Origin of the sequence: Corallococcus sp. AB018, assembly GCF_003986945.1 — a bacterium.
GTDB lineage: Bacteria > Myxococcota > Myxococcia > Myxococcales > Myxococcaceae > Corallococcus > Corallococcus exiguus.
The window spans coordinates 24,075-46,243 of sequence record NZ_RAWR01000008.1 but is presented as its reverse complement, the minus strand read 5'-3'; the positions used below and the strand labels follow the sequence as shown (position 1 = coordinate 46,243).

Genomic DNA, 22,169 nt, shown 5'->3' with positions numbered 1-22,169 from the left:
AAAAAGATCGATAAGTCTTAGAGGCGAAGTTTCCGGTCCGCGCGCCCGCTCAGGAATAGCGGACGCCGACCCGCGCGAGCTGCCGCCAGAATCCGGGGAAGCTCTTCTCCACGCACTCCGGCCCCGTCAGATCCAGAGGCACCCCGGACAGCACACACAGGGTGGCCGCTGACATCGCCAGGCGGTGGTCACCCCGGCTGTCCATGGCGAAGCGCGTGGGCTTCACCTTGGGCGGGAGGATTCGCAGCGTCTCACTGTCGGCTCCGGCCGACAGTTCCGTGGTGCCGCCGTAGGCCGCCACCAACGTGCGGATGCCCTCCAGCCGGTCGCTCTCCTTGACCCGCAGGATGCCCACGTCGCTGAGCGTGGTGGGCCGGGGCAGCACGCACGCGAGCGCCGCCAGCGTGGGCAGCAGGTCCGGGCACTCCTTGCCGGTCGCGCGCAGCTCGCCCGTGGCTTCACCCTCGACGCGCCAGGTGTTGGGCGCGCCCGACGGGAGCATCTTCAGACCCATTTCAGCGGCCAGCCGGAGGATCGCCTGGTCCGGGTGGGCGCTCTGGGGCTCCGCGCGCTCCACCGTGCCGCCCGTGCGCCAGGCGATGAGCACCAGGTAACCCAATGAAGACCAGTCGCCCGGCAGTGATGGGACGGATTCGGGCGCCTGATAACCCGTGACGGAATAGTGTCCTTCGGACTGTTCCACGGTGAAGCCGAAGCGGCGCAGCCACGCCACCGTGAGGTCCATGTAGCCAGCGCTGGTGAGCGCGCCTTCAATCTCCACGCTCCACGCGCGCTTCTCCCGGAGGAAGCGCTCGGCGCAGCCCAGCAGCAGGCTGGAGGCGTACTGGCTGCTCTGCGCACCCGGCACGCGGAACACCGGCGCGACCTTCGTGGTGTCCTGGGGCGCGTGCAGCTCCACCGGCCACGGGGTGCCTTCGGTGAGCGTCAGACCCGTGGGGCCCAGGGCCTGCTTCAACGACGTGAAGAGCGGGCCGTGCGGGCGCTCACCCAGGCGGGGCGTGCCGGTGAAGCGTACGCGCACGTCGGGAGTCACCGCGGCCTGCGTGACGAGGATACGGAAGGGGGCGCCGCCATCCGCGCAGTCCACGTCGCGCACGGGGCCGGCGGGAAGGCGCAGGGCCTCCACGCCCCGGCGCAGCACGCGCACGTCGGCGGGAAGGTCCTCGTCCGATTCCGCCTGCACCGACGGCAGCGGCCAGGCGCCGGTGAGGTGTCCCAACACCAGGGCTCGCTGGGCGTCCGACTTCGACACGGGCGGGGTGAGCGGTGAGGCGCTCAAGGCGCTCGGGTCGACGGTGAGACAGCTCGGCGAGGCGTGGCTCAAGGGCGGGCTCCACGGGTCCAGGCGGGCCACAGGGCCCGCCACGTCTTCGGCAGCACATCCACGACTTCGGAGGCGCCCACGGCGGTGAGCAGCACCATGCGCAGCTCGCCGTTGGCACCGGCCTTCTTGTCTGCGTCCAGGAGCGCGACCACGTCCTTCAGCGGCGCGCGCCGGGCAATCTCCGCGGCGCGGTCGCGGCCGAGCACGCCCGGGCCTCGGGCCAGCGCGCGCTCCACCTCGTGCGCCACGGGCTCCGGGGTGATGCCCAGGTGCCGGCCCACGTCCAGGGCCCAGAGGATGCCCAGGCCCACCGCGTCGCCGTGCGACAGCTTGAAGCGGGAAAGGCTCTCCAGCACGTGACCGAAGGTGTGGCCGAAGTTGAGCACGCGGCGCAGGCCCTGGTGCTCGTACGGGTCCTTCGCGCAGATGCCTTCCTTCAGGCCGCGCGCGTCCTTCACCAGCTTCTCCAGCTTCGGCGGCGTGCGCACGTAGCGCTTGAAGAGGGACGCATCCAGCGACGCGACCATCTTCCACGCCTCCATGGAGCCCTCGCGCACCTGCGCGTCGGACAGCGTGGCGTACAGCTCCGGGCACAGCCACGTCTCATCCGCGTAGTGGAAGACGCCCGCGGGGTTCTTCACCACGCGGCCGCGCACGACGAGGTCCACCGCGCCCTTGCCGCCCAGGCTGCTGTCCACCGCCGCGAGCAGCGTGGTGGGCACCTGCAACAGCCGCACGCCGCGCTTGAGCAGGTGCGCGGCCACGGTGGCCACGTCGCCCACGGTGCCACCGCCCACGGCGACGAGCGTGCCGGAGCGCGGCAGCGTGATGCCGCCCGCGAGCACCTTCTGGAGCGAGATGAGGCTCTTGGCGCGCTCACCGCCGAGCAACTGGATGATGGCGCGCGGCTTGCGGGCCTCCAGTGCGGGGATGAGCGTGGGGTGGAAGCGCGCGACGGTGCGGTCCACCACGGCGACACTGCCCTCGGGCAGCTTCGCGGCGAGCTTGGTGAAGGAACCCCAACGGTCGTTCGGGGGGCGGTAGGAACCGGGAGGAAGCGAGCTCATGCGGAGTGGGGGCGGGCGTTGAGTTGCTGGACGAGGTCGGCGATGACGAGCGACACCATGGCCTCCAGCACCGGGACGGCGCGGGGCATGATGCACGGGTCGTGACGGCCGCCCTTGGCGTGATCCGCCAGCGTCGCGGGCGGCTTGAAGAAGGCGCGCACCTGCATGGGCTCACCGTTGGCGAGCCCACCCTGGATGCCACCGTACGCGTCCTTCACGGCGTGGAACTTCGTGCCGGGCTGGCCGAGGCGCTGGATCAGATCCGGCGGGCCCCACACGACACCGGTGACGGCGCCAATGCTGCCCAGCGCCTGCGCGATGAGCGCCTTCAGCTTGCCGAAGATGGGCTCGCCCAGACCGACGGGCAGGCCCTCCACGCGCACGTCGATGGAGCCGCCCAGGCTGTCCCCGGCCTCCTTCGCGGCGAGGATCTGGCGGGCCATCTCCTCGCGCACGGCGGCGTCGGGGCAGCGGGTGGGGTGCGCGTCCACCATGGCGCGCGTGAGTCCCGGCGACGGAACGGGGGCGACCAGCTCACCCACCTGGGAGACGTAGGCCACGGTGCTGATGGAGGGCAGGTCGCGCGCGAGGTACGCCTCCGCGATGGCGCCCCCGATGACGCGGCAGAGCGTCTCACGTCCGCTGGTACGGCCGCCGCCCCGGTGGTCGCGGTGCTTGTAGCGCTCCCTCCACACGGCGTCCGCGTGGCCCGGCCGGTCCACGCTGGCCAGCTGGTTGTAGTCCTGCGAGCGCTGGTTCGCGTTGCGCACGATGGCCGCGATGGGCGTGCCCAGCGTCTTGTCCTCGAAGACGCCGGAGAGGATTTCAACGGTGTCGGGCTCGTTGCGCGGGGTCACCAGGGCGGACTGACCGGGACGCCGGCGGTCCAGGGCCGCCTGGATCATCTCGCGCGTCAGAGGAACGCCCGCGGGGCAGCCGTCGATGACGGAGCCCAGCGCGGGACCGTGGCTTTCGCCGAACGTGGTCAACCGGAAGAGGGTGCCAAAGGTATTCATGTCGCCGTTTCCCAGAGTTGTCGCTGCCGCCGGGCCTGGGCGACAAACCACGCCGCACCTAGCAGGAGAGGGGTGCCCCCGCGGCGAACGATCTCCGCGGCGACGCGCCGGCCGGGCGCACCGTATGCGATCACCGCCACGCGTGCCCCCTGGAATCTCAGGTTTTCGGGGGCGGCCACGCGGTCCGGCCACGTCCAGACCCAATCCCCGGACAGCGGTGCATGAATCTCCGCGCGCTTGACGACCCGCAGGGCGAGTCCTTGTTCAGCGGACACCAGCCGCAGGGCCTGCGTGGAACCGCCGTCACCCAGCACCGCCACGTCCTTCGTGCCCAGGCGCTCCAGCACGGCGCGCGCGCCTTCCGTGTCGGTGTTGAAGGACTCCCACCGAGAGCCCCGGCGCACCAGCGTGTTGATGGCGTCCAGCTGCGAGCCCGTGTGCTTCGCGAGCCGCATCTTGAACGGGCTCGTCACGGCGAAGCCCGCGTAGTGCGGCAGGAGCGCGTCCACCACCGCCTCCACCGGCGCGTCCTCGGCCAGGTCGATGCGGTCGAACGGCTGACGGTGGATGCGCGGCGAGCGCGAGTGCGGAATGGCCGTGCCCAGGATGCCCAGGCGCAACGAGTGCGGATCCTTCGCCTTGCGGTGCTCGCGCACCACGTCGTCCAGGAGACGCTGTCCCGGGGCCGCCGTCCACGGGCCGCCCATGGCCACGTACTCCAGGCCGTTCCCGCGAGAGAGCACCGCGCGCGCCGGGATGGCGACGGGCCCCATGCCCAGGACGGTGACGCGCTCGGCGCCGAAGCGCTGCGACAGCGCGGCCTGCGTCTCCAGCAGCACGTCCAGGTGCGCGGGCCCGTCCATGGGCTCCACGTGTTTCACCAGCGCGTCCGGCGGAATGGGACGGGACCAGCGCTTGAGCGCCTCAGTCGTCGTCAGCGGCCCTTCCGCGTGGTGCGACGCGAGCAGCTTCCCCGGCGGCGCGTCCATGTCCTGCGCGCGCTCCACGTCTCGGTCCACGCGCCACGCGGCCTGGACCCACGGCGCGGGCACCGGCTTGCCCCGCTCGGAGACGAGCAGCGGCATCACGCGGGCGAGGGCGTCCGGATCGATGTCACCGGGCGCGTGCAAGTCGGTCCGCACCTCGATGACGTCCGCGCCACGCTTGAGGCCGTCGCGCGCGAACGCAACGGCGTCCGCGCCGGTGAGGGTGGGGGGCAGGGTGATGATGCGCCGGGTGGCCATCACGCGGGCTCCTGGGCAAGGCAGCCCCGGAGGAAGTCCGCCAGGGAGATGGTGGGGACGCGGGCGTGCATCGCCTCGCGTTCATGGAACAGCGAGTGGAGCTCTTCCTCCAGCGACACATCAGCACGCAGCCGCGGGCGCGTGGTGTCCGCCATCAGCCGCTCGCGGTACGTGTCGAAGGTGACGGGGACGACGAGCGTGAAGTGTCCCGCGAGCACTTCCGGATGGTGCGACAGGAAGCCGCCGCCCACCGCCACCACGCTGCCCGAGGGCAACAGGCCCAGCGTCTCGCGCTCGGCGGCGCGGAAGGTGGTGGGGGACTCCGCGACCCAGGAGCGGAGCGGGCGCCCATGCCGGCGCTCCAGCTCCGCGTCCAGGTCCAGGCCAGAACGCCCGAGCAACTTCGAGACGAGCGGCAACAGGCGCGTCTTGCCGGCCGCGCGGTGTCCCGCGATGACGACGGTCTGCGCGCCCACGGGGCGAGGGCAGGGCCCCGGGGACGTAAGGGCCCCCTGGAGCACCTGCTGGAGTCTGGGATCTACCGACGCGACGACTTGCGAGACAAGGAGGCGCCGGGCCTCAACGGACGGTTCCGACATAGACGTAGGCGGTTCCAAACAGCAGGGGGTGGGCGGCGCGCTCAGCGTAGGCGCCGGCCTGGTCCATCAGGGAGAGGAAGCGATCGCCAGCGGGGAAGGCCGCGGCGGTGCGGGGCAGGTACTGGTACGCCGCGCGGTTGCCCGTCAGCAGTCCGCCAATCGCCGGCATCACCGTCTTGCTGTAGAAGCGGAACAGCGCGCCGTACGGGCCCGTGGGCTGGCCGAACTCCAGCACCACCACGCGGCCTCCGGGGCGCACCACGCGCGCCATCTCCTGGAGGCACTTCACCGGATCATCCACGTTGCGGATGCCGAAGGAGATGGACGCCACGTCGAAGCTGTTGTCCGGAAGGGTGAGCGCCATGGCGTCCTGCACCTGGAACTCCACGTCCAGGCCCGCCTTGGCCGCCTTGGCCGGCGCGCTCTCCAGCATCTCCGGGCAGAAGTCCGTGCCCACCACGCGGCCCGTGGAGCCCACCTTGCGCTTGAACGACAGCGCCAGGTCGCCCGTGCCGGTGGCGCAGTCGAGCACCTGACTGCCTTCCTTCGCGCCACTGAGCTTCACCGCCGTGCGCCGCCACAGCCGGTGGATGCCGAAGGAGAGGACTTCGTTCGTCACGTCGTAGCGCGTGGCGATGGAGGAGAACATCTGACGGACTTCGGTGCTCATCGCGCCCCCGCGATCTGTGCCGGCCCCGCCGGCGTCCAAAGGTGACGGTCCACCGTGGCGAGCACGCCCGGCAGCCGTTGCATCAACGTAGCGAAATCCCCGGGCGACATCGCCTGCTGCCCGTCGCACAATGCCTGCTCCGGCCGGGGGTGGACTTCAATCAACAATCCATCCGCCCCGCAGGCCGCGGCAGCCAGCGACATGGGAGTGATAAGCGACGGGATGCCCGTCGCATGCGAAGGATCCACGATGACCGGCAGGTGCGTGCGCTCCTTCGCCCACGCCACCGCGGCCAGGTCCAGCGTGTTGCGCATCGCGGTCTCGAAGGTGCGGATGCCGCGCTCGCAGAGCATCACCTGTTCGTTGCCGCCCGCGAGGATGTACTCGGCGGCGTTGAGCCACTCCTGCACCGTGGCGGACAGCCCGCGCTTGAGCAGCACCGGCTTGCGCAGCTTCCCCAGCGCGCGCAGCAGCCCGAAGTTCTGCATGTTCCGCGCGCCCACCTGGAGGATGTCCGCGTGCTGCGCCATGAGGGGCAGTTGCTCGGTCTCCATCACCTCGCTGATGATGGGCAGTCCGTGGCGCCGTCCGGCGTCCACCAGCAGCTTCAGCCCCGGCTCCCCCATGCCCTGGAACGCGTACGGACTGGTGCGCGGCTTGAACACGCCTCCGCGCAGCAGGTGCGCCCCCGCCTGCGCCACCGCGCGGGCCGCCAGTTCCAGCTGCTCCGTGCCCTCCACCGCGCACGGCCCCGCCATCACCACGAAGCCGGGCCCGCCCACCTCCACGGTCCCCACCTGGACGCGCGTGCCTGCTGGACGCGCTGCGCGAAGGACGCGGTGTGCACCCGGGTCACGCCGCCCGGCTGGGTCGTCTGGTTGCTGGCCTCCCACGGCGGCTCCCTCGCTGGAGTTACTGGAATTCGGATTCCATGGAGTTCAAGCGGTTTTGAACTCCTTGGTGCATGTATAGCCGAGATCGCTTAGAAGACAATCGAAGGTGATGTCACTCGCCTCCCCCGAGGTGCAGGAGAATGGCTGATGACGCCGCTCAGTCCCGCTGAGGATCCGCGATGGGTCGCCGGGATGATGCCCCTGCCTGGAGTGGATCCATTGGCTGGGGCGGGCGTGCTCGAGGCGCATGCGCCCGGTGAGTTGCCCTCGGTCCTGGGCGCGCTCGGGTGCGACAGCGTGCGGTGGCTGGACGCGGTGTCCCCTCAAATGCCGGGCCCCTGGTTTGGCGGGATGCGTTTCAGTCCCACGCAGCCGGTGGAGGGCGAGTGGCGCTCGCACGGGCTGGCCCGCTGGACGCTGCCGGAGGTGCTGGTGTGGCGCGAGGGCAGCGCGCTGGCGGTCGCGGTCTTCGCTCCAGAGGGGCCGGGCGCGGAGGACGTGGTGCGCTCGCGGCTGGAGCGCGTGCGAGCGTCCTTCCCACAGTCCTACCGCCATCCGTTGGGCGCGCCGGTCGCGCTGCGCACGGCTTCGTCGCGGCCGGACTTCGAGGCGCTGGTGGACCGCGCGGTGGAGGCCATTGGCGCGGGCCAGCTGCACAAGGTGGTGCTGGCGCGGGCGCTGGAGGCGGAGGGGCCGGAGCCCTTCGACGTGGTGGACGTGCTGGCACGGCTGCGCGAGCAGAACCCGAGATGCGCGACGTTCCTCTTCCGCGCACCGGACGGCACGGGCTTCCTGGGCGCGACGCCGGAGACGCTGTGCCGGGTGGATGGGCGCAGGCTGGAGACGGAAGCGCTCGCGGGGTCCGCGGCGCCGGGCGGCGCGGATGCGCTGGATGCCAGCGACAAGGACCGGCGCGAGCATGACGCGGTGGTGCGCTACATCCTCCAGGCGCTGACGCCGGTGGCGGCGAGCGTGTCCGCGGACGCGCAGCCGTCGGTGCTCGCGCTGAAGAACGTGGTGCACCTGCGCACGGGCATCCGCGCGGAGCTGGCGGACGGCGTGGACACCGCGACGGTCGTCACGGCGCTGCACCCCACGCCCGCGGTGGGCGGCACGCCGCGCGAGCGCGCGTTGTCATTCCTGGTGGAACACGAGTCCCTGGACCGGGGCTGGTACGCGGGACCGGTGGGCTGGGTGGGCCCCGGGCGTGCGCATCTGGTGGTGGCGTTGCGCTCGGCGCTGGTGCGCGGGGCGAAGGCCCGGCTCTTCGTGGGCGCGGGCATCGTCGCGGGCTCCAGCGCGGAGTCCGAGTGGCGGGAGACGGAAATGAAGAGTCTGGCGATGTTGCGCGCGCTGGGGGGCCGGTGAAGTCCCTGGACGCCAACCTCAACGTGCTGTGGTCGCGGGCCCTCCTGGAGGAGTTGGTGCGGGGCGGCGTGCGGCACGCGGTGGTATGTCCGGGCTCGCGCTCATCGGCGCTGGCGCTCGCATGCGCGCACACGCCGGACCTGCGCGTCTGGTCCGTCATCGACGAGCGGAGCGCGGGCTTCTTCGCGCTGGGCATGGCGAAGCAGTCGCGTCAGCCGGTGGTGCTGATCGCGACGAGCGGCTCGGCGGGCGCGCACTTCTTCCCGGCGGTCATCGAGGCTGCCATGGCCCAGGTGCCGCTGGTCATCCTCACGGCGGACCGGCCGCTGGAGCTGCAGGGCTGGGGCGCGCCGCAGACGGTGCCCCAGGCGCGCTTCTACGGTGACTTCGCGCGGCTGTTCGCGGACGTGGGCATGCCCGAGGCGAGCAGCCCCGCCATCGCGCACCTGCGAGCTACAGCCGCCCGCGCGGTGAGCACCGCGTGCCGCGCACCCCGAGGCGCCGTGCAGATCAACGTGCCGTTCCGTGAGCCGCTGGCGCCCATCGCGCAGGACTTCGGCGCGGAGAAGCTGACGGCGCTCGCGAAAGAAGGGCGGACGGACGCGCCCCTCACCCGCATCGCGCAGTCGTCGCGGGCTCCGGATGCGGCGGTGCTGGAGGACGTGCGCGCGCGCATCGCCGCCACCGAGCGTGGCGTCATCGTGTGCGGCCCTCGCGACGAGGACGACGGCTTCGCGGAGGCCATCACCGCGCTGAGTCTGGCCACGGGCTACCCGGTGCTCGCGGAGGCCACGTCGCAGGCGCGCTATGGAGGCGGCCCGCTGACCGTGTCGCTCTACGATGCGCTCCTGCGCCATGAGCCGTTCGCGCGCAGCCACACGCCGGAGCTGGTGCTGCGCTTCGGCGGAGGCCTGACGCCCAAGTCGCCGCAGCAGTGGTTGGACACCTCCGGCGCGGACATCACCGTCTTCAGCGACGAGGGCGCGCTGTATGACCCGGCGCACCGGGCCACGCGGGTGGTGGAAGGCAACGCGGTGCTCGCGTGCCGCACGCTGACGGAAGGCCTGTCGCGAGGTCCTGGCCGCTGGGCGCAGGACTTCGTCAACGCGGAGCGGGTGGCGCGCAACGCGCTGGAGCAGGCGCTCGGAGAACAGCCGGACGTGCTGACCGAGCCCCGGCTGGCGCGCGAGGTGGTGGCGGCGCTGCCGGCCAACGCGCTCTTCTTCGTGTCCAGCAGCATGCCCATTCGCGCGGTGGATGCGTTCGCGCACGGTGGCGGTGTTCCGCTGCGCGTGCTGGCGAACCGTGGGGCCAACGGCATCGACGGCATCGTGTCCAGCGCGGCGGGCATGGCCGCGGCGGCGGGAAGGCCCGCGGTGCTGCTGTCCGGCGACCTGGCGTTGCTGCATGACGTGGGCGGGCTCGTGTCCGCGGCGCGGGCGCGCGTACCCCTGACGGTCGTGGTGGTGAACAACGACGGCGGCGGCATCTTCTCCTTCCTGCCGCTGGCGCAAGTGGCGAAGCCGGACGAGTTCGAGGCCCTCTTTGGCACGCCACACGGCGTGGACCTGTCGCACGCGGCGGCGCTCGCGGGAGCCCGCTTCGAGCGGCCCACGACGCCCACGGCCCTGCGCGCGGCGGTGCGAGCCGGGCTGGAGGGAGGCCTCCACCTGGTGGAGGTCCTGGTGGACCGGGCCACCAACGTGGATACGCACCGACACCTCTTCGCGCGGATGGCCGCCGCACTGGGAGAAGGACCATGGGCGTGACGCTCGCTTATGACAGCTGGGGTGAAGGCCCCCATACGCTCCTGGCGCTGCACGGCTTCACCGGCAGCGGCGCTACGTTCGAGCACCTGCGTCCGCTGCTCGGCCGCTCCGTGCGCGTGGTAGCGGTGGACCTGCCCGGGCACGGCCGCACGCCGCTGCCGGAGAAGGCAGGCCGCGACGGCTTTCTGGAGACGGTGGACGCCGTTGTCCAACTGGCCCGCGAGCTGGGGGGCCGGGTGGATCTGCTCGGCTATTCGCAGGGCGCGCGGGTGGCGCTGGGCGCCGCGGTGCGCGCGCCGGACTGCTTCGGCCGGCTGATCATGGAGAGCGGCTCGCCCGGGCTGCACCGCCGTCAGGAGCGCTCCGAGCGGCGCGAGGCCGACGCGAAGCTCGTGGACTTCATCCGCACGAAGGGCGTGGACGCCTTCGTGGAGCGGTGGGAAGCGCTGCCCCTCTTCGACGGGCTGCGCCGCCTGCCGGAGCCGGAGCAGGCCGCGCTGCGCGAGCGTCGCAAGGCGTGCACGGCGCAGGGACTGGCCGGAGCGTTGGAGACCCTGGGCCTGGGCGTACAGCCGGATTACTGGCCGGCGCTGCACCGCCAGCGGCTGCCCACGCTGCTGCTCACCGGTGATCAGGACGAGAAGTTCACGACCCTGGCGAGGCGCATGGCGGCGGAGCTGCCGGTGGTGTGGCGCCGCGCCTTCGCGGGGGTCACCCACGCCCCGCACCTGGAGGCGCCGGAGGAGTACGTGCGCGAAGTGCTCTCGTTCCTCCAGACGCCCTGGTACGAAGCGCCGCAGTTCGAACACGCCATCCTGGCGCGAGAGGCGACCCACTCGTGACAACCCTGGTGAGCACCCCTCCCGATGCGGCGCGTCCCCGGCCCACGCTGAAGACGTGGCTGATGGCCGTGCGTCCGAAGACGCTGACGGCGGGCGCGGTGCCGGTGCTGGTGGCCACGGCGCTCGCGTACGGCAACGGCGTGGGGCGCCTGTTACCGGCGCTCGCGGCGCTCGTGGGCGCGGTGCTGATCCAAATCGGCACCAACTTCATCAACGACTTCTATGACTACAAGAAGGGCGCGGACACCGAGGAGCGCCTGGGGCCCAAGCGCGTGACGCAGAGCGGGCTCATCGCGCCGGGCACGGTGTTGCTGGGCGGCCTCGGGTGCTTCGCGCTGGCGACGCTGGTGGGCCTGTATCTGGTGGCGGTGGGCGGCTTGCCCATCGTGTTCATCGGGGTGGCTTCGCTGCTGTGCGGCTACGCGTACACGGGAGGCCCGTTTCCACTGGCCTACCTCGGCCTGGGCGACCTGTTCGTGCTCATCTTCTTCGGCATCGTGGCGGTGACGGGCACGTACTACGTGCAGGCCGGCTTCGTGAGCCCGGCGGCATGGTGGGCGTCGCTGCCGGTGGGCGCCATCGGCACGTGCCTCATCGTGGTGAACAACCAGCGCGACGCGAGCACGGACGTGAAGGCCAACAAGCGCACGATGGTGGTGCGCTTCGGCCAGGGCTTCGGCCGCGCGGAGTACGTGCTGCTGCTGGTGGCCTCCTACGTCACGCCGTTCGTGCTGTTCGCCAAGGGCTACGCGAGCGCCTGGGTCTTCTTGCCGCTCCTGAGCCTGCCGCTGGTGGTGCCGCCGCTGAAGCTGATGCTGAAGGCGGAGGGCGCGGCGCTCAACCCCGCGCTGGGCGGGACGGCGAAGCTGCAGATGCTGTTCGGGTTGCTGTTCGCGGTCGGCCTGTACCTGCGCTGAAGGAGCGTCATGCGCATCACCGAAGCGACGCTCACCCCGCTGCACCTCACTCTGGCCCAACCCCTGAGTACGGCGAGGGGCACCTACGCCACACGCGACGGGTTCATCGTGCGGCTGCGCGACGAGGAAGGTCGCGTAGGGCAGGGTGAAGCCATGCCGCTGCCCGAGTTCGGCACGGAGTCCCTGGCCACCACGCACACGGTGCTGCGCGGGTGGCTGAGCTCCCTCAAGGGCCAGACGTTGGAGGACAGCATCGAGGGGGTCGAAGCCACGCTCGTCCCGACCGCCAGTGAGGAGGTTCGCCAGCGAGGCGCGCGGATCCGCGGCATCGACCCGGAGGAGCCCGTCCCCGCCGCGCAGCACGGCCTGGAACTGGCGCTGCTGGATCTGGTGGCCCAGCGCAAGGGCATCCCCCTGTGCTGGCTGCTCGCGGAGGAGGCCCGGCAGGAGGTCCTGGTGAACGCGCTGCTGAGCGCGGAGGAACCGGGGGCCCTTGCCCAGGAAGCGCGAGAGGCGGTGGAGGAGGGCTATCAGACGCTGAAGGTGAAGGTCGCGGGTCGCTCGCTGGACGCGGATGAAGCGCGGGTCCGGGCCGTGCGCGAAGCGGTGGGGGCCCGCGTGCGCCTGCGTCTGGACGCGAACGGCGGCTGGACGGAGCCCGAAGCCAACCGCGCCCTGGATCGGCTGGGTTGGTACGACCTGGAGCTGGTGGAGCAGCCCACGCCGCCGGAGAACCTGCAGGCGCTGTGGCGGGTGCAGCGCCGAGCCCCGTGCATCATCGCCGCGGACGAGACGCTCGCCACGCCCGCAGCGGTGCGAACGCTCCTCACGATGGACCTGGGCGGTGGGCCGGCGGTGGGCGCGGTGGTGATCAAACCGATGGTGCTCGGGGGGCTGCTGCCCTCCATGGTGGTGGCGCTGCGCGCGGCCCACCTGGGCATGCACGCGTACGTCACCAGCTCCATCGACGGCGTGGTGGCCCGGGCCGGCGCCGCGCATCTGGCCTCCGCGCTGCCCTCGGGAGACCTGGCCTCTGGCCTCGCCGTGGGGCGGCTCTTCGCGGACGAGCCACGGGATCATCCGTATCAACCCCAGCGGGGACTCGTGCGGCTGCGCGACATGCCCGGTCTGGGACTGGGCCCGGACTTCAGCCGGGAACACTGAGCCATGCGCTCGGGCCATCGTCGCGAAGGCCCGCCGGATTCAACTCTTCGGAGGAGCGAGGCCATGACCTACGACTGCCCCATCCGCGAAGGCGCGCAGCTGCATCCCCATGCGGAAGCACTGCGCTTCGCGGGACAGACCTGGACCTTCCGCGCACTGGACGAAGAGGTGACGCGCTGGACGGAAGCCCTGGCCGCGCGAGGCTTGGACCAGGGGGACCGCGTGGCGTTGCTGTCCACGAGCCACCCGTCGGTGACCTTCCTCTTCTGGGCGCTGGGGCGTCTGGGCGCGATCTTCGCCCCGCTCAATGCCCGGCTCACGCCAGCGGAGCTGCAGCCCCTGATGGAGGACGTCGAGCCCCGGCTCACGCTGGTGCTCGGAGCCCTGCGGGACCGGCTCCCGGAAGCGGAGCTCCTGGAGTCCTTCCCTGACGGCGTGACGACCCACGCCGTGCCCGCCCGCACCTGGGACGCGGACACGTCCCGGGTCATCCTCTTCACCAGCGGAACGACGGGAAGGCCCAAGGGCGCCGTGCTCACGGAAGGTGCCTTCCGTGCCTCATGCCGCGCCTCCGCCGCGAACCTGGGCGCGCACCCCGCGCCGCGCTGGCTGGGCACGCTGCCCCTGTTCCACGTTGGGGGGCTGGCCATGCTCACGCGCACCGCGTACGAGGGCGGCTGCCTCCTCCTGCATGAGCGCTTCGACGCGGACGCCGTCAACCGCGCCATCGACACGGAGGGCGCGTCCCACGCCAGCTTCGTCGCCACCACGTTGGAGCGGGTGCTGGACGCGCGACAAGACCGCACGATGCCCGCGACCTTCCAATGCGCGCTCATCGGCGGAGGCCCCGTCCCCACGGCCCTACTCACGAGGGCACGCGCCGCGGGACTCCTGGCCCTCCAGACCTACGGACTCACCGAGGCCTGCTCCCAGGTCACCACCGAACGCCCCGGCGAAGCGGATGGCAGCACCGCGGGTCCGCCCCTGCCTGGACTTGAGGTCCGCATCGTCGGGACCGACGGTGAGACGCTCGGTGAAGGGCGCGAAGGGGACGTGGAGGTCCGAGGCCCCACGCTCATGGCCCGCTATTGGCGCCAGCGCGATGCCACGCGCGACGCCTTCCATGACGGCTGGCTGCGCACCCGCGACGTGGGCGTCCTGGACGCGAAGGGGCGACTCACCCTCCTGTCGCGCCGCACGGACCTCATCGTACGGGGAGGGGAGAACCTCTATCCGGCCGAAATCGAAGCGGTCCTCGCCAACCACCCGGCCATCGCGGAGTCCGCCGTCGTCGGCGTACCGGAGCCGCACTGGGGCGAGGTCCCCGTGGCCTTCGTCGTCTTGCGCCCCGGCCACACCCTCCCCGAGGACCTGGACGCCTGGTGCCGCCAGTCCCTGGCGCGCTTCAAGGTGCCCGCACGCTTTGTTGCAGTTGAAACATTGCCCCGGAACGCCATGAGCAAGGTGGAGCGCTCCGTCCTGAGAAAACAGGCTCGGTCTCATCCCCCGTATCAGCCTGGGTCCTAGCAACCCTGAATTCCGGATGGCTGAGGTTCGCAGGACTCGCTGAGAAGACCTGTCAGGTTGGGTTATAATATTCCGCTGTGGGGGGATCCTGAGAGGAAGCTCAAGGTGAGTACCGCAGTGGAAGCAGTGAAGGTGGAAGGGCAGTCTGAATCGATCCACATCGATGCGCACGCCAGCAAGGCCGCTGGCGCGATGAAGTGCCCCCATCTGGGCGCCCAGTACAACCCGTTCGCGGGACCGCACGTCGAGGATCCACATCCGTTCTACGCGGAGCTGAGACGGGACGCGCCCGTCAGCTACAACCCCATGCTGGGGATGTGGCTGGTGAGCCGTTACGAGGACATCTGCCATGTGCTCAAGGATCCGACGCGCTACTCGTCGGCGGACCTGGGCAACATGGGTTCGGTGCTGTCCCCGGCGACGCTCGCGGTGCTCGCCGAGGGCTATCCGCTGGCGGACAGCCTGATCAATTCGGATCCGCCCGCGCACACCCGGCTGCGCAAGCTGCTGGGCCGCGGCTTCTCCGCCCAGCGCATCGCCGCGCAGGAAGCCCCCATCCGCGCCGTCTCCGAGGAGCTCATCCAGGCCTTCGCGAGCAAGGGGCACGCGGACCTGGTGACGGAGTTCGCGTACCCGCTGCCCGTGCGGGTCATCCTGGGCATGGCGGGCGTTCCCCAGGAGGACATGGCGGACATCAAGCGCTGGTGTGACGACTTCTTCCGGATGATCTTCACCCGCGTTCCGCCTGAAGAGCAGCCGCCGCTCGCGCGCAGCTGGGTCACCTACCAGCACTACGTGGCCCGCCTCATCCGCGACCGCACGGACGACCCCCGCGACGACCTGATCAGCTACCTGGTCACCACCGACGCGGACGGCGAAGCGCTCACGCTGCCGGAGCTGATCATCGCCATCGCCGGAAGCATGCTGGCGGCAGGCCACGAAACCACCACCGCGCTGCTCGCCCAGTGCTGGAAGCAGGCCCTGCTCCAGCCCGGCCTCTGGCAGCGGCTGCGCGAGGACCGCTCGCTGGTGCCGCACCTCATCGAGGAGACGCTGCGCTTCGACTCCGTGGCGCACGGGATGATCCGCACCACCCTGGAGGATGTGGAGCTCGCGGGCGTCGCGCTGCCCAAGGGCTCGCGGCTACTCCTGCTCTACGCGTCCGGAAGCCGTGACTCCGCGCTGCTCGCGGACGGGGAGCACTTCGACATCTCCCGGCACCACCCGACGCACCTGGGCTTCGGCCGGGGCATCCACTTCTGCATCGGGGCGCCGCTCGCGCGGCTGGAGGCGCTCATCGCCACCAACCTGCTGCTGGATCAGCTCCCAGACCTGAAGCTGGAGGAGAACCCGGACTTCGGCCACACGCAGTCGCTGACCATCCGCACCATCCAGCACCTGCGCGTGAACTGGACCCCTACGGGGACCTGAACGCCACCCTGGAGGCTCCCGTCCCGCCCGTGGTGCCCCCACGGACGGGCCGGGTGCTTCATCCGCGTCTCAGCACTCCGACGCGGGGTGACCCCAGGGGTTGCTGCGCGGGTACTGGCGCAGCAGCGTGCACAGGCGGTGCGCGGCGAGCATCGTCGCGGACGGCCGCGGCGGCTCGGCGTGCATCGCCGTCTGGCCCAACCGGGCCGCCTGCAGTGCCAGCGCGTGCTGGACTTCGGGTGACCAACGCTTGAATTCGAGCCATTCCATGAGCCTGCTCCTCGTTGAAGGAGCGGCCATTGAACCCCCTTCAAACCTGGAAATCACGACGCCCCGCGTCGGCCCGGGGCGTCAGTGACCTCCTGCTGACAGGCCACTCAAGCCTTCGAGGGGGTGGCGGGTCGGCCAATGAGCATCATCAAGCCGAAGGGGTTCCCCGGGTTGGTGAGCCGGTCGATTTCCCAGATGTAGTCGTCGCTCAGGCCGTGGGTGAGCTCGCGCATCTCCTCCACGGAGTACGTGCGCAGACAGGACACCACGCCGTCGAACGCCGCCGCGATGGGGATGAGCGGCATGAGGTAGGTGAGGGCGAGCCTGTCCGCGCGAATGGGCCGGATGAACGGCGTCGTCAGCGGCACGTTGATCAGCGCCGCCGCCGTCATCGCGATGGCCGGCCCGCGCCGCTCCACCAGCTCCATGATGGCGATGCCCCGGCGCTGGGCCACGGCGTCCGCCAGCACCTTGCGCGCCATGTCCGGCGGCAGGTGGTGGAACGAATTGCACATGATGCGGAAGCCCTTGTACGTCGCGGGCACCGCGGTCGCGTCCACCGGCGTCGTCACGTAGTCGATGCGGCCCGGGTTCGCCGCCTTCGCCTTCTCGAACGCGGAGATCTCCGGGTACAGGTCCGTCAGGAGCGCCGTCGCCTGGTAGCCCTCCTGCGACTCCAGCATCTCCAGCAGCTTCGGCACCGGCCCCGCGCTGCCGGACGCCATGTCCAACAGCTGCGTCTCGCCCATCTCCGCCATCGCGCCCTTGAGCCGCTTCACGAACTCCGAATAGCGGTCATCCGACAGGCTCCACACGTACGCGAGGAAGTCCGTCACCCCCCGGCGCAGCACCTTCGGGAACCAGGGCTGATCCTCTAATTCAAAAAGTTGCAGTCTGGGCATAATCGCTGGGCGCTCCAAGGGGCTCAGTGGGGGGGACAACTCCCGCACTGTCCCGCAGTCCCGAGCGACGTACAAGGGGCGCCTTCCAGGGGCATCCGCACACATCAGGGGGCCGTGAAACACGGACAAGACCCAGAATCCCTGCCGCCTCCATGAAACTTTGAAGCCTTTCAGGAAATCACTGCGCGAAAGGCAGACAGCGGACTGTGCGTGCTGATCAGCCCTGCAAGGTTTCTGGAGGGGTGCGTTTGATTATCAGGCGGTCGGAATGACGCAGACCGGGTGTTTCTGACTCGGGGGGGCAGGCAGCCAGGATCGCGTCGAATCAGCGTATCTAGAGTGGGGTTGCCGGAGTTTATAGGTATTATTACTTACGACACTGGCGACCGAGGGGGGCTTCGGTCGTCCGGTCGCTCGGTTCAAAACGGATCAGCTCGCACACAACGGGAGGGAGTAATGGCTCCGGAATCTGTTGATGTGATCGTCGTCGGAAGCGGCCCGGTGGGGGCCATGGCGGCGAACCTGCTCGGCCAGTACGGCTTGCGCACCGTGGTCATCGAGAAGGAGACCACCGCGCACACCCAGTCCCGCGCCATCAACGCGGACGACGAAGCGCAGCGCATCTTCCAGGCCGCCGGTCTCACGGGGGAACTGGGGCCGGGTTTCCACCCGTGCCTGAAGATGACCTACGTGGACGACGAGATGCGGATGCTCGCCGAGGTGGACTTCACCAAGGTGGAGCGCCCCAACGGCCACCCCATCGGCTCGCTCTTCAACCAGCCCCGCCTGGAGGCCTCGCTGCACCGGGGCATGGAGCGCTTCGCGCACGTCAGCATGTGGCGCGGCCATGAAGTCGAATCCTTCATGCAGGACGACGAAGGCGTGTCCGTGCGCGTGAAGGACAACGTCAATGGCCGCACCATGACGGTGCGCGCGCGCTACCTGCTCGCGTGCGACGGCGCCAAGAGCGGCATCCGCCGCCGGCTGGGCCTGAAGCTGGAGGGCACCACGGCGCTGGAGCACGCGCTGGCCGTCTCCGTGGAGACGCAGTCGTCCGCGCCGGACTTCACCTACTACCCCTGCGGCCCGGAGCGCGTGGGCATCGTGACGCGCACCGCGCACGACGAGATCCGCTTCGACACGCTGGTGAAGCCGGGGCAGGACCTGGAGTACGTGAAGACGCCCGAGTACGTGCGCGGCATCATCGCGCCCTTCATCGACCCGGACACCGTGAAGGTGAAGAGCGTCAACCTCTACGCCTACCACAGCCGCATGGCGGAGAAGTGGCGCGTGGGCCGGGTGTTCCTGCTCGGGGACGCTGCGCACCTCATGCCGCCGTTCCTGGGGCAGGGCTTGTGCTCCGGCCTGCGCGACGCGGCGAACCTCACCTGGAAGCTGGCGCACGTGCTGGGCGGCGCCGCGGACGCGTCGCTCCTGGACACCTACGAGGTGGAGCGCCGGCCGCACGCCGCGGAGATGATGCGGATGTCGGACGCGCTGGGCTCGATGCTGGCGTCGGGCGGCCCGTTCATGGCCCGCGCGCGCAACGCCTTCATCAAGCTGCTGTACCACATGCCCGTCACCGGCCCGTTCATCCGCGAGTACAAGATGAAGCCGAACCTCTTCCACGCGGAGGGTTTCGTCTTCGGCGGCAAGCGCGGCAAGTCCAAGCAGGCGGCGGAAGGCGCCTACTTCCCGCAGCCGCGCGTGGAGCACGGCGAGGAAGGGGAGCGCCCGTTGGATGACGTCATCGGCCAGCGCTTCGCGGTGCTGACGCGGCCGGGTGCGCCCGCGGACGTCCAGCAGGCGGCCAAGGCGCTGGCGGAGGACATCGGCGGCGTGTGGCTGTCCGTGGCGCCGGCGGCGCGCTCCGGCGCGGGCCGCTCCGGAGAGGTGGTGGACCTGGAGGGCAAGCTGGGCGAGTGGTTCGCCCAGCACGGCTCGGACCTGGTCGTCCTGCGCCCGGACCGCTACGTCTACGCGGCCACGAACAGCGCGGGCGTCGCGCAGGTCCACGCTTCGCTGAAGCAGGCCGTCCGCGCGCTCACCCGCTGGGGCAACCGGGGCTCCCGGCGGGCGGCGCAGCTCGGGGCCTGAGGCTTCTCAGGCGGTGGCGGCCTGGAGGATCTGCCGGGCCTTCGCCATGCAGTCGCCGTAGAAGCGCAGGTAGATGTCCAGGGCACGGGCGCCCGTCTTCGCGATGGTCGCCGCGTGCTCGGGCTTCTGGCCCAGCAGCTTGTTGAGCATGACCTCGTTGAGCGCCGTGTGACCCACGTCCAGCTCCACGTGCTCCTTGATGAACGACAGCGAGTTCATCACGTCCGGGCCCAGCACGGCCTTGCACTGTTCGATGAGGCGGGGCGCGAACACCACCGACAGGTTTTCGATCTCGTACTCGATGGCGACCTGGCCGCCCGGCATGGGGCCCGCGATGGTCTCCTCGTGGATCTGCCGGTACTCCTGCATGGCCGGGGTGGGGGCCTGCGCCATCAGGGCCTCCGCGTCCAGCTTGGGAAAGCGGCGCGCGTTCCAGCTGGCCACCAGGTTCTTCGTGTCCTCCACCATCATCAGGTGGTGACCGGCCTCGTGCTTGGCGTGGGTGATGAGCTTCTCGCCCACGTCCACCATCCCCGCCTTCACACACGCCTCACCGGCGCGGCGGATCCACCCGTCCACGGGCTCCGTCATGTAGACGCCCAGGGCACACAGCTGGATGAGGAAGGCCTCCAGCAGGGCGGGCTCCACGTTGGGGTCCAGCAGCGTCGTCACGTGGGGACCGGTCGCCAGCAGGTGACGGACGTCGGTGACGTGGGGGAGGTACTGCTCTTCGACGAGGGGCTTGGTCATGGGGGGAATCCTCAACGGGAGTGGGCACCACGGCGCCCGATGGTGAGTTCGCTGATGTGCTCCAGGAAGTCCGGAACGAGCTTGGCGGAGATGATCCACAGGTAGGGATCCGGCCCGTCGTGCAGGCCGCACTCCTGCACGTAGTCGCCGCCCTCGTCCTCGCGCAGATAGAGGAAGGAGGGGCGGTTGCGCGCGGCGTACCAGCGGCGCGCGGCGTCCAGGAGCGCCGAGTACGCGCGCGTTCCATCCCCCAGCAGGGAGAACAGGCGGGTGTTGTCCAGCAGGCGGAAGAGGTTCGCGCCCAGCTGGCCCAGCTCCACCACGGCGGCGGCGTGGGGGACGCCGTCGCGGCGGGCGACCAGGACGGTGCGCTCGCGCTCCATGCCGAAGCTCTTCCACTTCGCCGTGACGGGACCCATGTCCAGCCGGTCGCGGGTGAGGTCCAACGACTGCACGTAGCACTCGGGGAACTGCTGCGCGATGGTCGCCGCCAGCAGGCTCAGCTCGCTCGCGGTGGCGGGGCCCACCGTGTACGGGTGCACGCGGCCGGTCAGCTCGTTGCTGAAGGCCTTCATCTTCTGGATCTTCCGGGTGAAGGCCAGGGGCGAACCGGCCTCCATCTGGCGCTGCGCGTACTTCACGTGCGCCTTGTTGATCCACGGGTTGAGGGCCTCCACGTAGGCCACCACCCAGTGGAAGTCCGGGTCGCTCTGCGGGTGCTCGAAGGTGCGCAGGTAGAGGTCGCGCATGATGGCGCCCGCCTCCTTCAGCCCCTCCGGCGGCTTGCCGGGCCGCTTCGCCACCTGGTGGCCCAGCCACGCGTTGCGGTACGGCTTGGTGAAGGACAGCGTCGCTTCAATGCCGCGCTCGGACGGCCACACCGCGTTGCAGAACAGCTGCGGCACTTCCGCGGCGCGCTTCGCCAGCGACGCGAAGTTCTGCTTCAGCTCCTCGAACTCCGCGGGGGTGCTGCCACCCAGGCTGAAGAAGCCGGAGCGGTTGAACAGGTCCCACAGCTCATCCACCAGGCCCTCGCTGGTGCGCGTGGCCGGAGACATCGTCTGGGACACGAAGCGCACCCAGCGCGCCTCGTCGGAAGAGTAGGGCAGCACGCTCAGGCCGCACAGCACGGTGCCGTCCGCGCGCATGCCGCTGACGTAGCGGATCTCCCCGCGCACGCTCACCCGCTGGCCGTCGCCCAGCTCCAGCTCGATGAGGGGCGGCAGCAGGCCCGGGAAGAGCAGGTCCTGCGGCTGGCAGCGCATGCACAGGCCGGAGAAGGACAGGTCCAGCACCTCGCGGCGCATCAGCCCCTGCTCCCGCCAGAGCGGGTGGTGGAACCGGGCGTGCACGCCCTCGGGGGCGGCGACGCGGCGGTGCCAGCGGTGGCGGATGCGGAACAGCTGCTCGGGCAGGGGGGTGAAGAGGCGGTCACCCTCGGTGCGGCCCGTCTCCACGCGCAGGCGGTACGCGGAGTTGTAGCCGATGACGTCGATGTCGTACGCCGGCTCGCCGAAGTCCGGGGTGGACTCCTCCGTACGCCACTCCAGCTGACCGGAAGAAGAGTGGAAGCGCTCCAGCACCATGCGCACCACCCGGCCCTGGCGGCGCAGCACGCCCTTGTTCCCGGACGCGCAGATGGCGGTGAAGATGGAGCGGATCCGCTCCCCGTCCGTGATGATGTCCTGCACGGGCAGCGCGGAGGCCGCCGGCACCGCCACGCCCTGGCGAAGCGCGTCCGACAGGAAGCCCAGGATCTGACGCCCCTGCTCCAGCGTCACGCCCACCAGCTGCAGCCCCACCGGCGCGTTCGGGGCGTCCATGTCCGTCCGGATGAAGGCGCCGTTGAGCGGACCAATCGTGGCGCCGTTACACGCCAAGTACACCGGGAAGGTGCGCGACTCGGTCGCTTCCGCCAGCGGCTGCCGCGGGGCCACCCACACCACCGTCGGAGACAGCCGCGTCACCTCACCCAGCACCGCGTCCGGCCGGCCCACCGCGCAGGTGATGGCCGTGGGGCCGCTGCCGTGCAGCGAGTAGCCCGAGTCATCCAGGGCGGCTTCAGCGGGGGGCAGGGGAATCACGTTGCGCAGCGCGTCGCCACTGCCGAATTCGATCGCATGCCGGAACTTCGAGGACGCTGGGATCCCTCCATCCATCGTCAGGACTCCCCTCTTGCGGGCAGCGCTACCGTTCGTGGTCGGCGATGTTGCGAGCACAACACTTCCTCCCTGATTCACTGGAGACGCTGACGGCTCTGGATTCTGGGAAGACATATTGAAGGTCTCGGCCGTAACA

At 70.5% G+C, this 22,169-nt stretch carries 19 protein-coding genes; 8 read left to right on the top strand and 11 right to left on the bottom strand.

Translation table 11 applies throughout. From position 1 onward, the window contains the following. Positions 1-49: 49 nt before the first annotated feature. The 7 genes from D7Y11_RS03260 to aroF all read right to left on the bottom strand — a co-directional run bounded on the left by D7Y11_RS03260 (position 50) and on the right by aroF (position 6,834). Entirely contained in the window at positions 50-1,345 is a 1,296-nt protein-coding gene (locus D7Y11_RS03260; protein WP_126932982.1) for a 3-phosphoshikimate 1-carboxyvinyltransferase, read from the bottom strand. Next, positions 1,342-2,412, bottom strand: coding sequence for a 3-dehydroquinate synthase family protein (locus D7Y11_RS03255; RefSeq protein ID WP_120576550.1), 1,071 nt, complete (start codon positions 2,410-2,412; stop codon positions 1,342-1,344). Before D7Y11_RS03255 ends, D7Y11_RS03260 begins: the two co-directional genes overlap by 4 nt. Next, positions 2,409-3,428: a chorismate synthase gene (aroC, locus tag D7Y11_RS03250; protein ID WP_120576551.1), complete on the bottom strand. Its 1,020-nt coding sequence runs from the start codon at positions 3,426-3,428 to the stop codon at positions 2,409-2,411. The genes D7Y11_RS03255 and aroC overlap by 4 nt, the downstream gene beginning before the upstream one ends. Continuing rightward, entirely contained in the window at positions 3,425-4,675 is a 1,251-nt protein-coding gene (locus D7Y11_RS03245; protein WP_120576552.1) for a shikimate dehydrogenase, read from the bottom strand. Before D7Y11_RS03245 ends, aroC begins: the two co-directional genes overlap by 4 nt. Further along, positions 4,672-5,148, bottom strand: coding sequence for a shikimate kinase (locus D7Y11_RS03240; protein ID WP_233596925.1), 477 nt, complete (start codon positions 5,146-5,148; stop codon positions 4,672-4,674). The genes D7Y11_RS03245 and D7Y11_RS03240 overlap by 4 nt, the downstream gene beginning before the upstream one ends. 103 nt (positions 5,149-5,251) lie before the next feature. Beyond that, positions 5,252-5,941, bottom strand: a complete 690-nt coding sequence (ubiE, locus tag D7Y11_RS03235) for a bifunctional demethylmenaquinone methyltransferase/2-methoxy-6-polyprenyl-1,4-benzoquinol methylase UbiE (protein WP_120576554.1) — start codon at positions 5,939-5,941, stop codon at positions 5,252-5,254. Further along, entirely contained in the window at positions 5,938-6,834 is an 897-nt protein-coding gene (gene aroF, locus D7Y11_RS03230; RefSeq protein ID WP_126932981.1) for a 3-deoxy-7-phosphoheptulonate synthase, read from the bottom strand. Before aroF ends, ubiE begins: the two co-directional genes overlap by 4 nt. A gap of 147 nt (positions 6,835-6,981) precedes the next feature. Here aroF and D7Y11_RS03225 point away from each other — a divergent pair, with 147 nt between their 5' ends. The 7 genes from D7Y11_RS03225 to D7Y11_RS03195 all read left to right on the top strand — a co-directional run bounded on the left by D7Y11_RS03225 (position 6,982) and on the right by D7Y11_RS03195 (position 15,852). Further along, positions 6,982-8,202, top strand: a complete 1,221-nt coding sequence (locus tag D7Y11_RS03225) for an isochorismate synthase MenF (RefSeq protein ID WP_126932980.1) — start codon at positions 6,982-6,984, stop codon at positions 8,200-8,202. Continuing rightward, the gene (menD, locus tag D7Y11_RS03220; RefSeq protein ID WP_233607183.1) at positions 8,199-9,971 is read left to right on the top strand and encodes a 2-succinyl-5-enolpyruvyl-6-hydroxy-3-cyclohexene-1-carboxylic-acid synthase; all 1,773 of its coding nucleotides are present in this window, start codon (positions 8,199-8,201) and stop codon (positions 9,969-9,971) included. The genes D7Y11_RS03225 and menD overlap by 4 nt, the downstream gene beginning before the upstream one ends. After that, positions 9,962-10,813, top strand: coding sequence for a 2-succinyl-6-hydroxy-2,4-cyclohexadiene-1-carboxylate synthase (gene menH / locus D7Y11_RS03215; RefSeq protein ID WP_126932979.1), 852 nt, complete (start codon positions 9,962-9,964; stop codon positions 10,811-10,813). Before menD ends, menH begins: the two co-directional genes overlap by 10 nt. After that, entirely contained in the window at positions 10,810-11,730 is a 921-nt protein-coding gene (locus tag D7Y11_RS03210) for a 1,4-dihydroxy-2-naphthoate polyprenyltransferase (protein WP_120576696.1), read from the top strand. The genes menH and D7Y11_RS03210 overlap by 4 nt, the downstream gene beginning before the upstream one ends. Before the next feature lie 9 nt (positions 11,731-11,739). After that, positions 11,740-12,894, top strand: a complete 1,155-nt coding sequence (gene menC / locus D7Y11_RS03205; protein ID WP_126932978.1) for an o-succinylbenzoate synthase — start codon at positions 11,740-11,742, stop codon at positions 12,892-12,894. A gap of 63 nt (positions 12,895-12,957) precedes the next feature. Then, positions 12,958-14,421 (top strand): o-succinylbenzoate--CoA ligase, encoded by a 1,464-nt coding sequence (gene menE / locus D7Y11_RS03200; protein ID WP_120576698.1) that lies wholly within the window; start codon positions 12,958-12,960, stop codon positions 14,419-14,421. A 105-nt stretch (positions 14,422-14,526) separates the two neighbouring features. Beyond that, entirely contained in the window at positions 14,527-15,852 is a 1,326-nt protein-coding gene (locus D7Y11_RS03195) for a cytochrome P450 (protein ID WP_121751672.1), read from the top strand. Positions 15,853-15,921: 69 nt separating this feature from the next. Here the strand turns inward: D7Y11_RS03195 and D7Y11_RS03190 are convergent, their stop codons facing one another. Together D7Y11_RS03190 and D7Y11_RS03185 are read right to left on the bottom strand one after the other, a co-directional pair. After that, positions 15,922-16,122, bottom strand: coding sequence for a hypothetical protein (locus D7Y11_RS03190; RefSeq protein ID WP_120576700.1), 201 nt, complete (start codon positions 16,120-16,122; stop codon positions 15,922-15,924). Between the two features lie 107 nt (positions 16,123-16,229). Then, positions 16,230-17,024 (bottom strand): class I SAM-dependent methyltransferase, encoded by a 795-nt coding sequence (locus D7Y11_RS03185; protein WP_126932977.1) that lies wholly within the window; start codon positions 17,022-17,024, stop codon positions 16,230-16,232. A 456-nt stretch (positions 17,025-17,480) separates the two neighbouring features. On the opposite strand from D7Y11_RS03185, the gene D7Y11_RS03180 reads away from it, so the two are divergent. Beyond that, a complete protein-coding gene (locus D7Y11_RS03180; RefSeq protein ID WP_121751671.1) occupies positions 17,481-19,121 on the top strand; it encodes a bifunctional 3-(3-hydroxy-phenyl)propionate/3-hydroxycinnamic acid hydroxylase in 1,641 nt (546 codons plus the stop codon). A gap of 6 nt (positions 19,122-19,127) precedes the next feature. Here the strand turns inward: D7Y11_RS03180 and D7Y11_RS03175 are convergent, their stop codons facing one another. Further along, a complete protein-coding gene (locus D7Y11_RS03175) occupies positions 19,128-19,871 on the bottom strand; it encodes a hypothetical protein (protein ID WP_126932976.1) in 744 nt (247 codons plus the stop codon). A gap of 11 nt (positions 19,872-19,882) precedes the next feature. Further along, on the bottom strand, positions 19,883-22,030 hold the full coding sequence (locus tag D7Y11_RS03170) for a hypothetical protein (protein WP_169820686.1): 2,148 nt from the start codon (positions 22,028-22,030) through the stop codon (positions 19,883-19,885). Between the last annotated feature and the right edge of the window lie 139 nt (positions 22,031-22,169).

Bases quoted from the DNA above. Each gene is read 5' to 3' on its own strand.
- D7Y11_RS03255 (WP_120576550.1), bottom strand. From the start codon at position 2,412: ATGAGCTCGCTTCCTCCCGGTTCCTACCGCCCCCCGAACGACCGTTGG.
- aroC (WP_120576551.1), bottom strand. From the start codon at position 3,428: ATGAATACCTTTGGCACCCTCTTCCGGTTGACCACGTTCGGCGAAAGC.
- ubiE (WP_120576554.1), bottom strand. From the start codon at position 5,941: ATGAGCACCGAAGTCCGTCAGATGTTCTCCTCCATCGCCACGCGCTAC.
- D7Y11_RS03225 (WP_126932980.1), top strand. From the start codon at position 6,982: ATGACGCCGCTCAGTCCCGCTGAGGATCCGCGATGGGTCGCCGGGATG.
- menH (WP_126932979.1), top strand. From the start codon at position 9,962: ATGGGCGTGACGCTCGCTTATGACAGCTGGGGTGAAGGCCCCCATACG.
- menC (WP_126932978.1), top strand. From the start codon at position 11,740: ATGCGCATCACCGAAGCGACGCTCACCCCGCTGCACCTCACTCTGGCC.
- menE (WP_120576698.1), top strand. From the start codon at position 12,958: ATGACCTACGACTGCCCCATCCGCGAAGGCGCGCAGCTGCATCCCCAT.
- D7Y11_RS03190 (WP_120576700.1), bottom strand. From the start codon at position 16,122: ATGGAATGGCTCGAATTCAAGCGTTGGTCACCCGAAGTCCAGCACGCG.
- D7Y11_RS03185 (WP_126932977.1), bottom strand. From the start codon at position 17,024: ATGCCCAGACTGCAACTTTTTGAATTAGAGGATCAGCCCTGGTTCCCG.
- D7Y11_RS03180 (WP_121751671.1), top strand. From the start codon at position 17,481: ATGGCTCCGGAATCTGTTGATGTGATCGTCGTCGGAAGCGGCCCGGTG.
- D7Y11_RS03175 (WP_126932976.1), bottom strand. From the start codon at position 19,871: ATGACCAAGCCCCTCGTCGAAGAGCAGTACCTCCCCCACGTCACCGAC.
- D7Y11_RS03170 (WP_169820686.1), bottom strand. From the start codon at position 22,030: ATGGATGGAGGGATCCCAGCGTCCTCGAAGTTCCGGCATGCGATCGAA.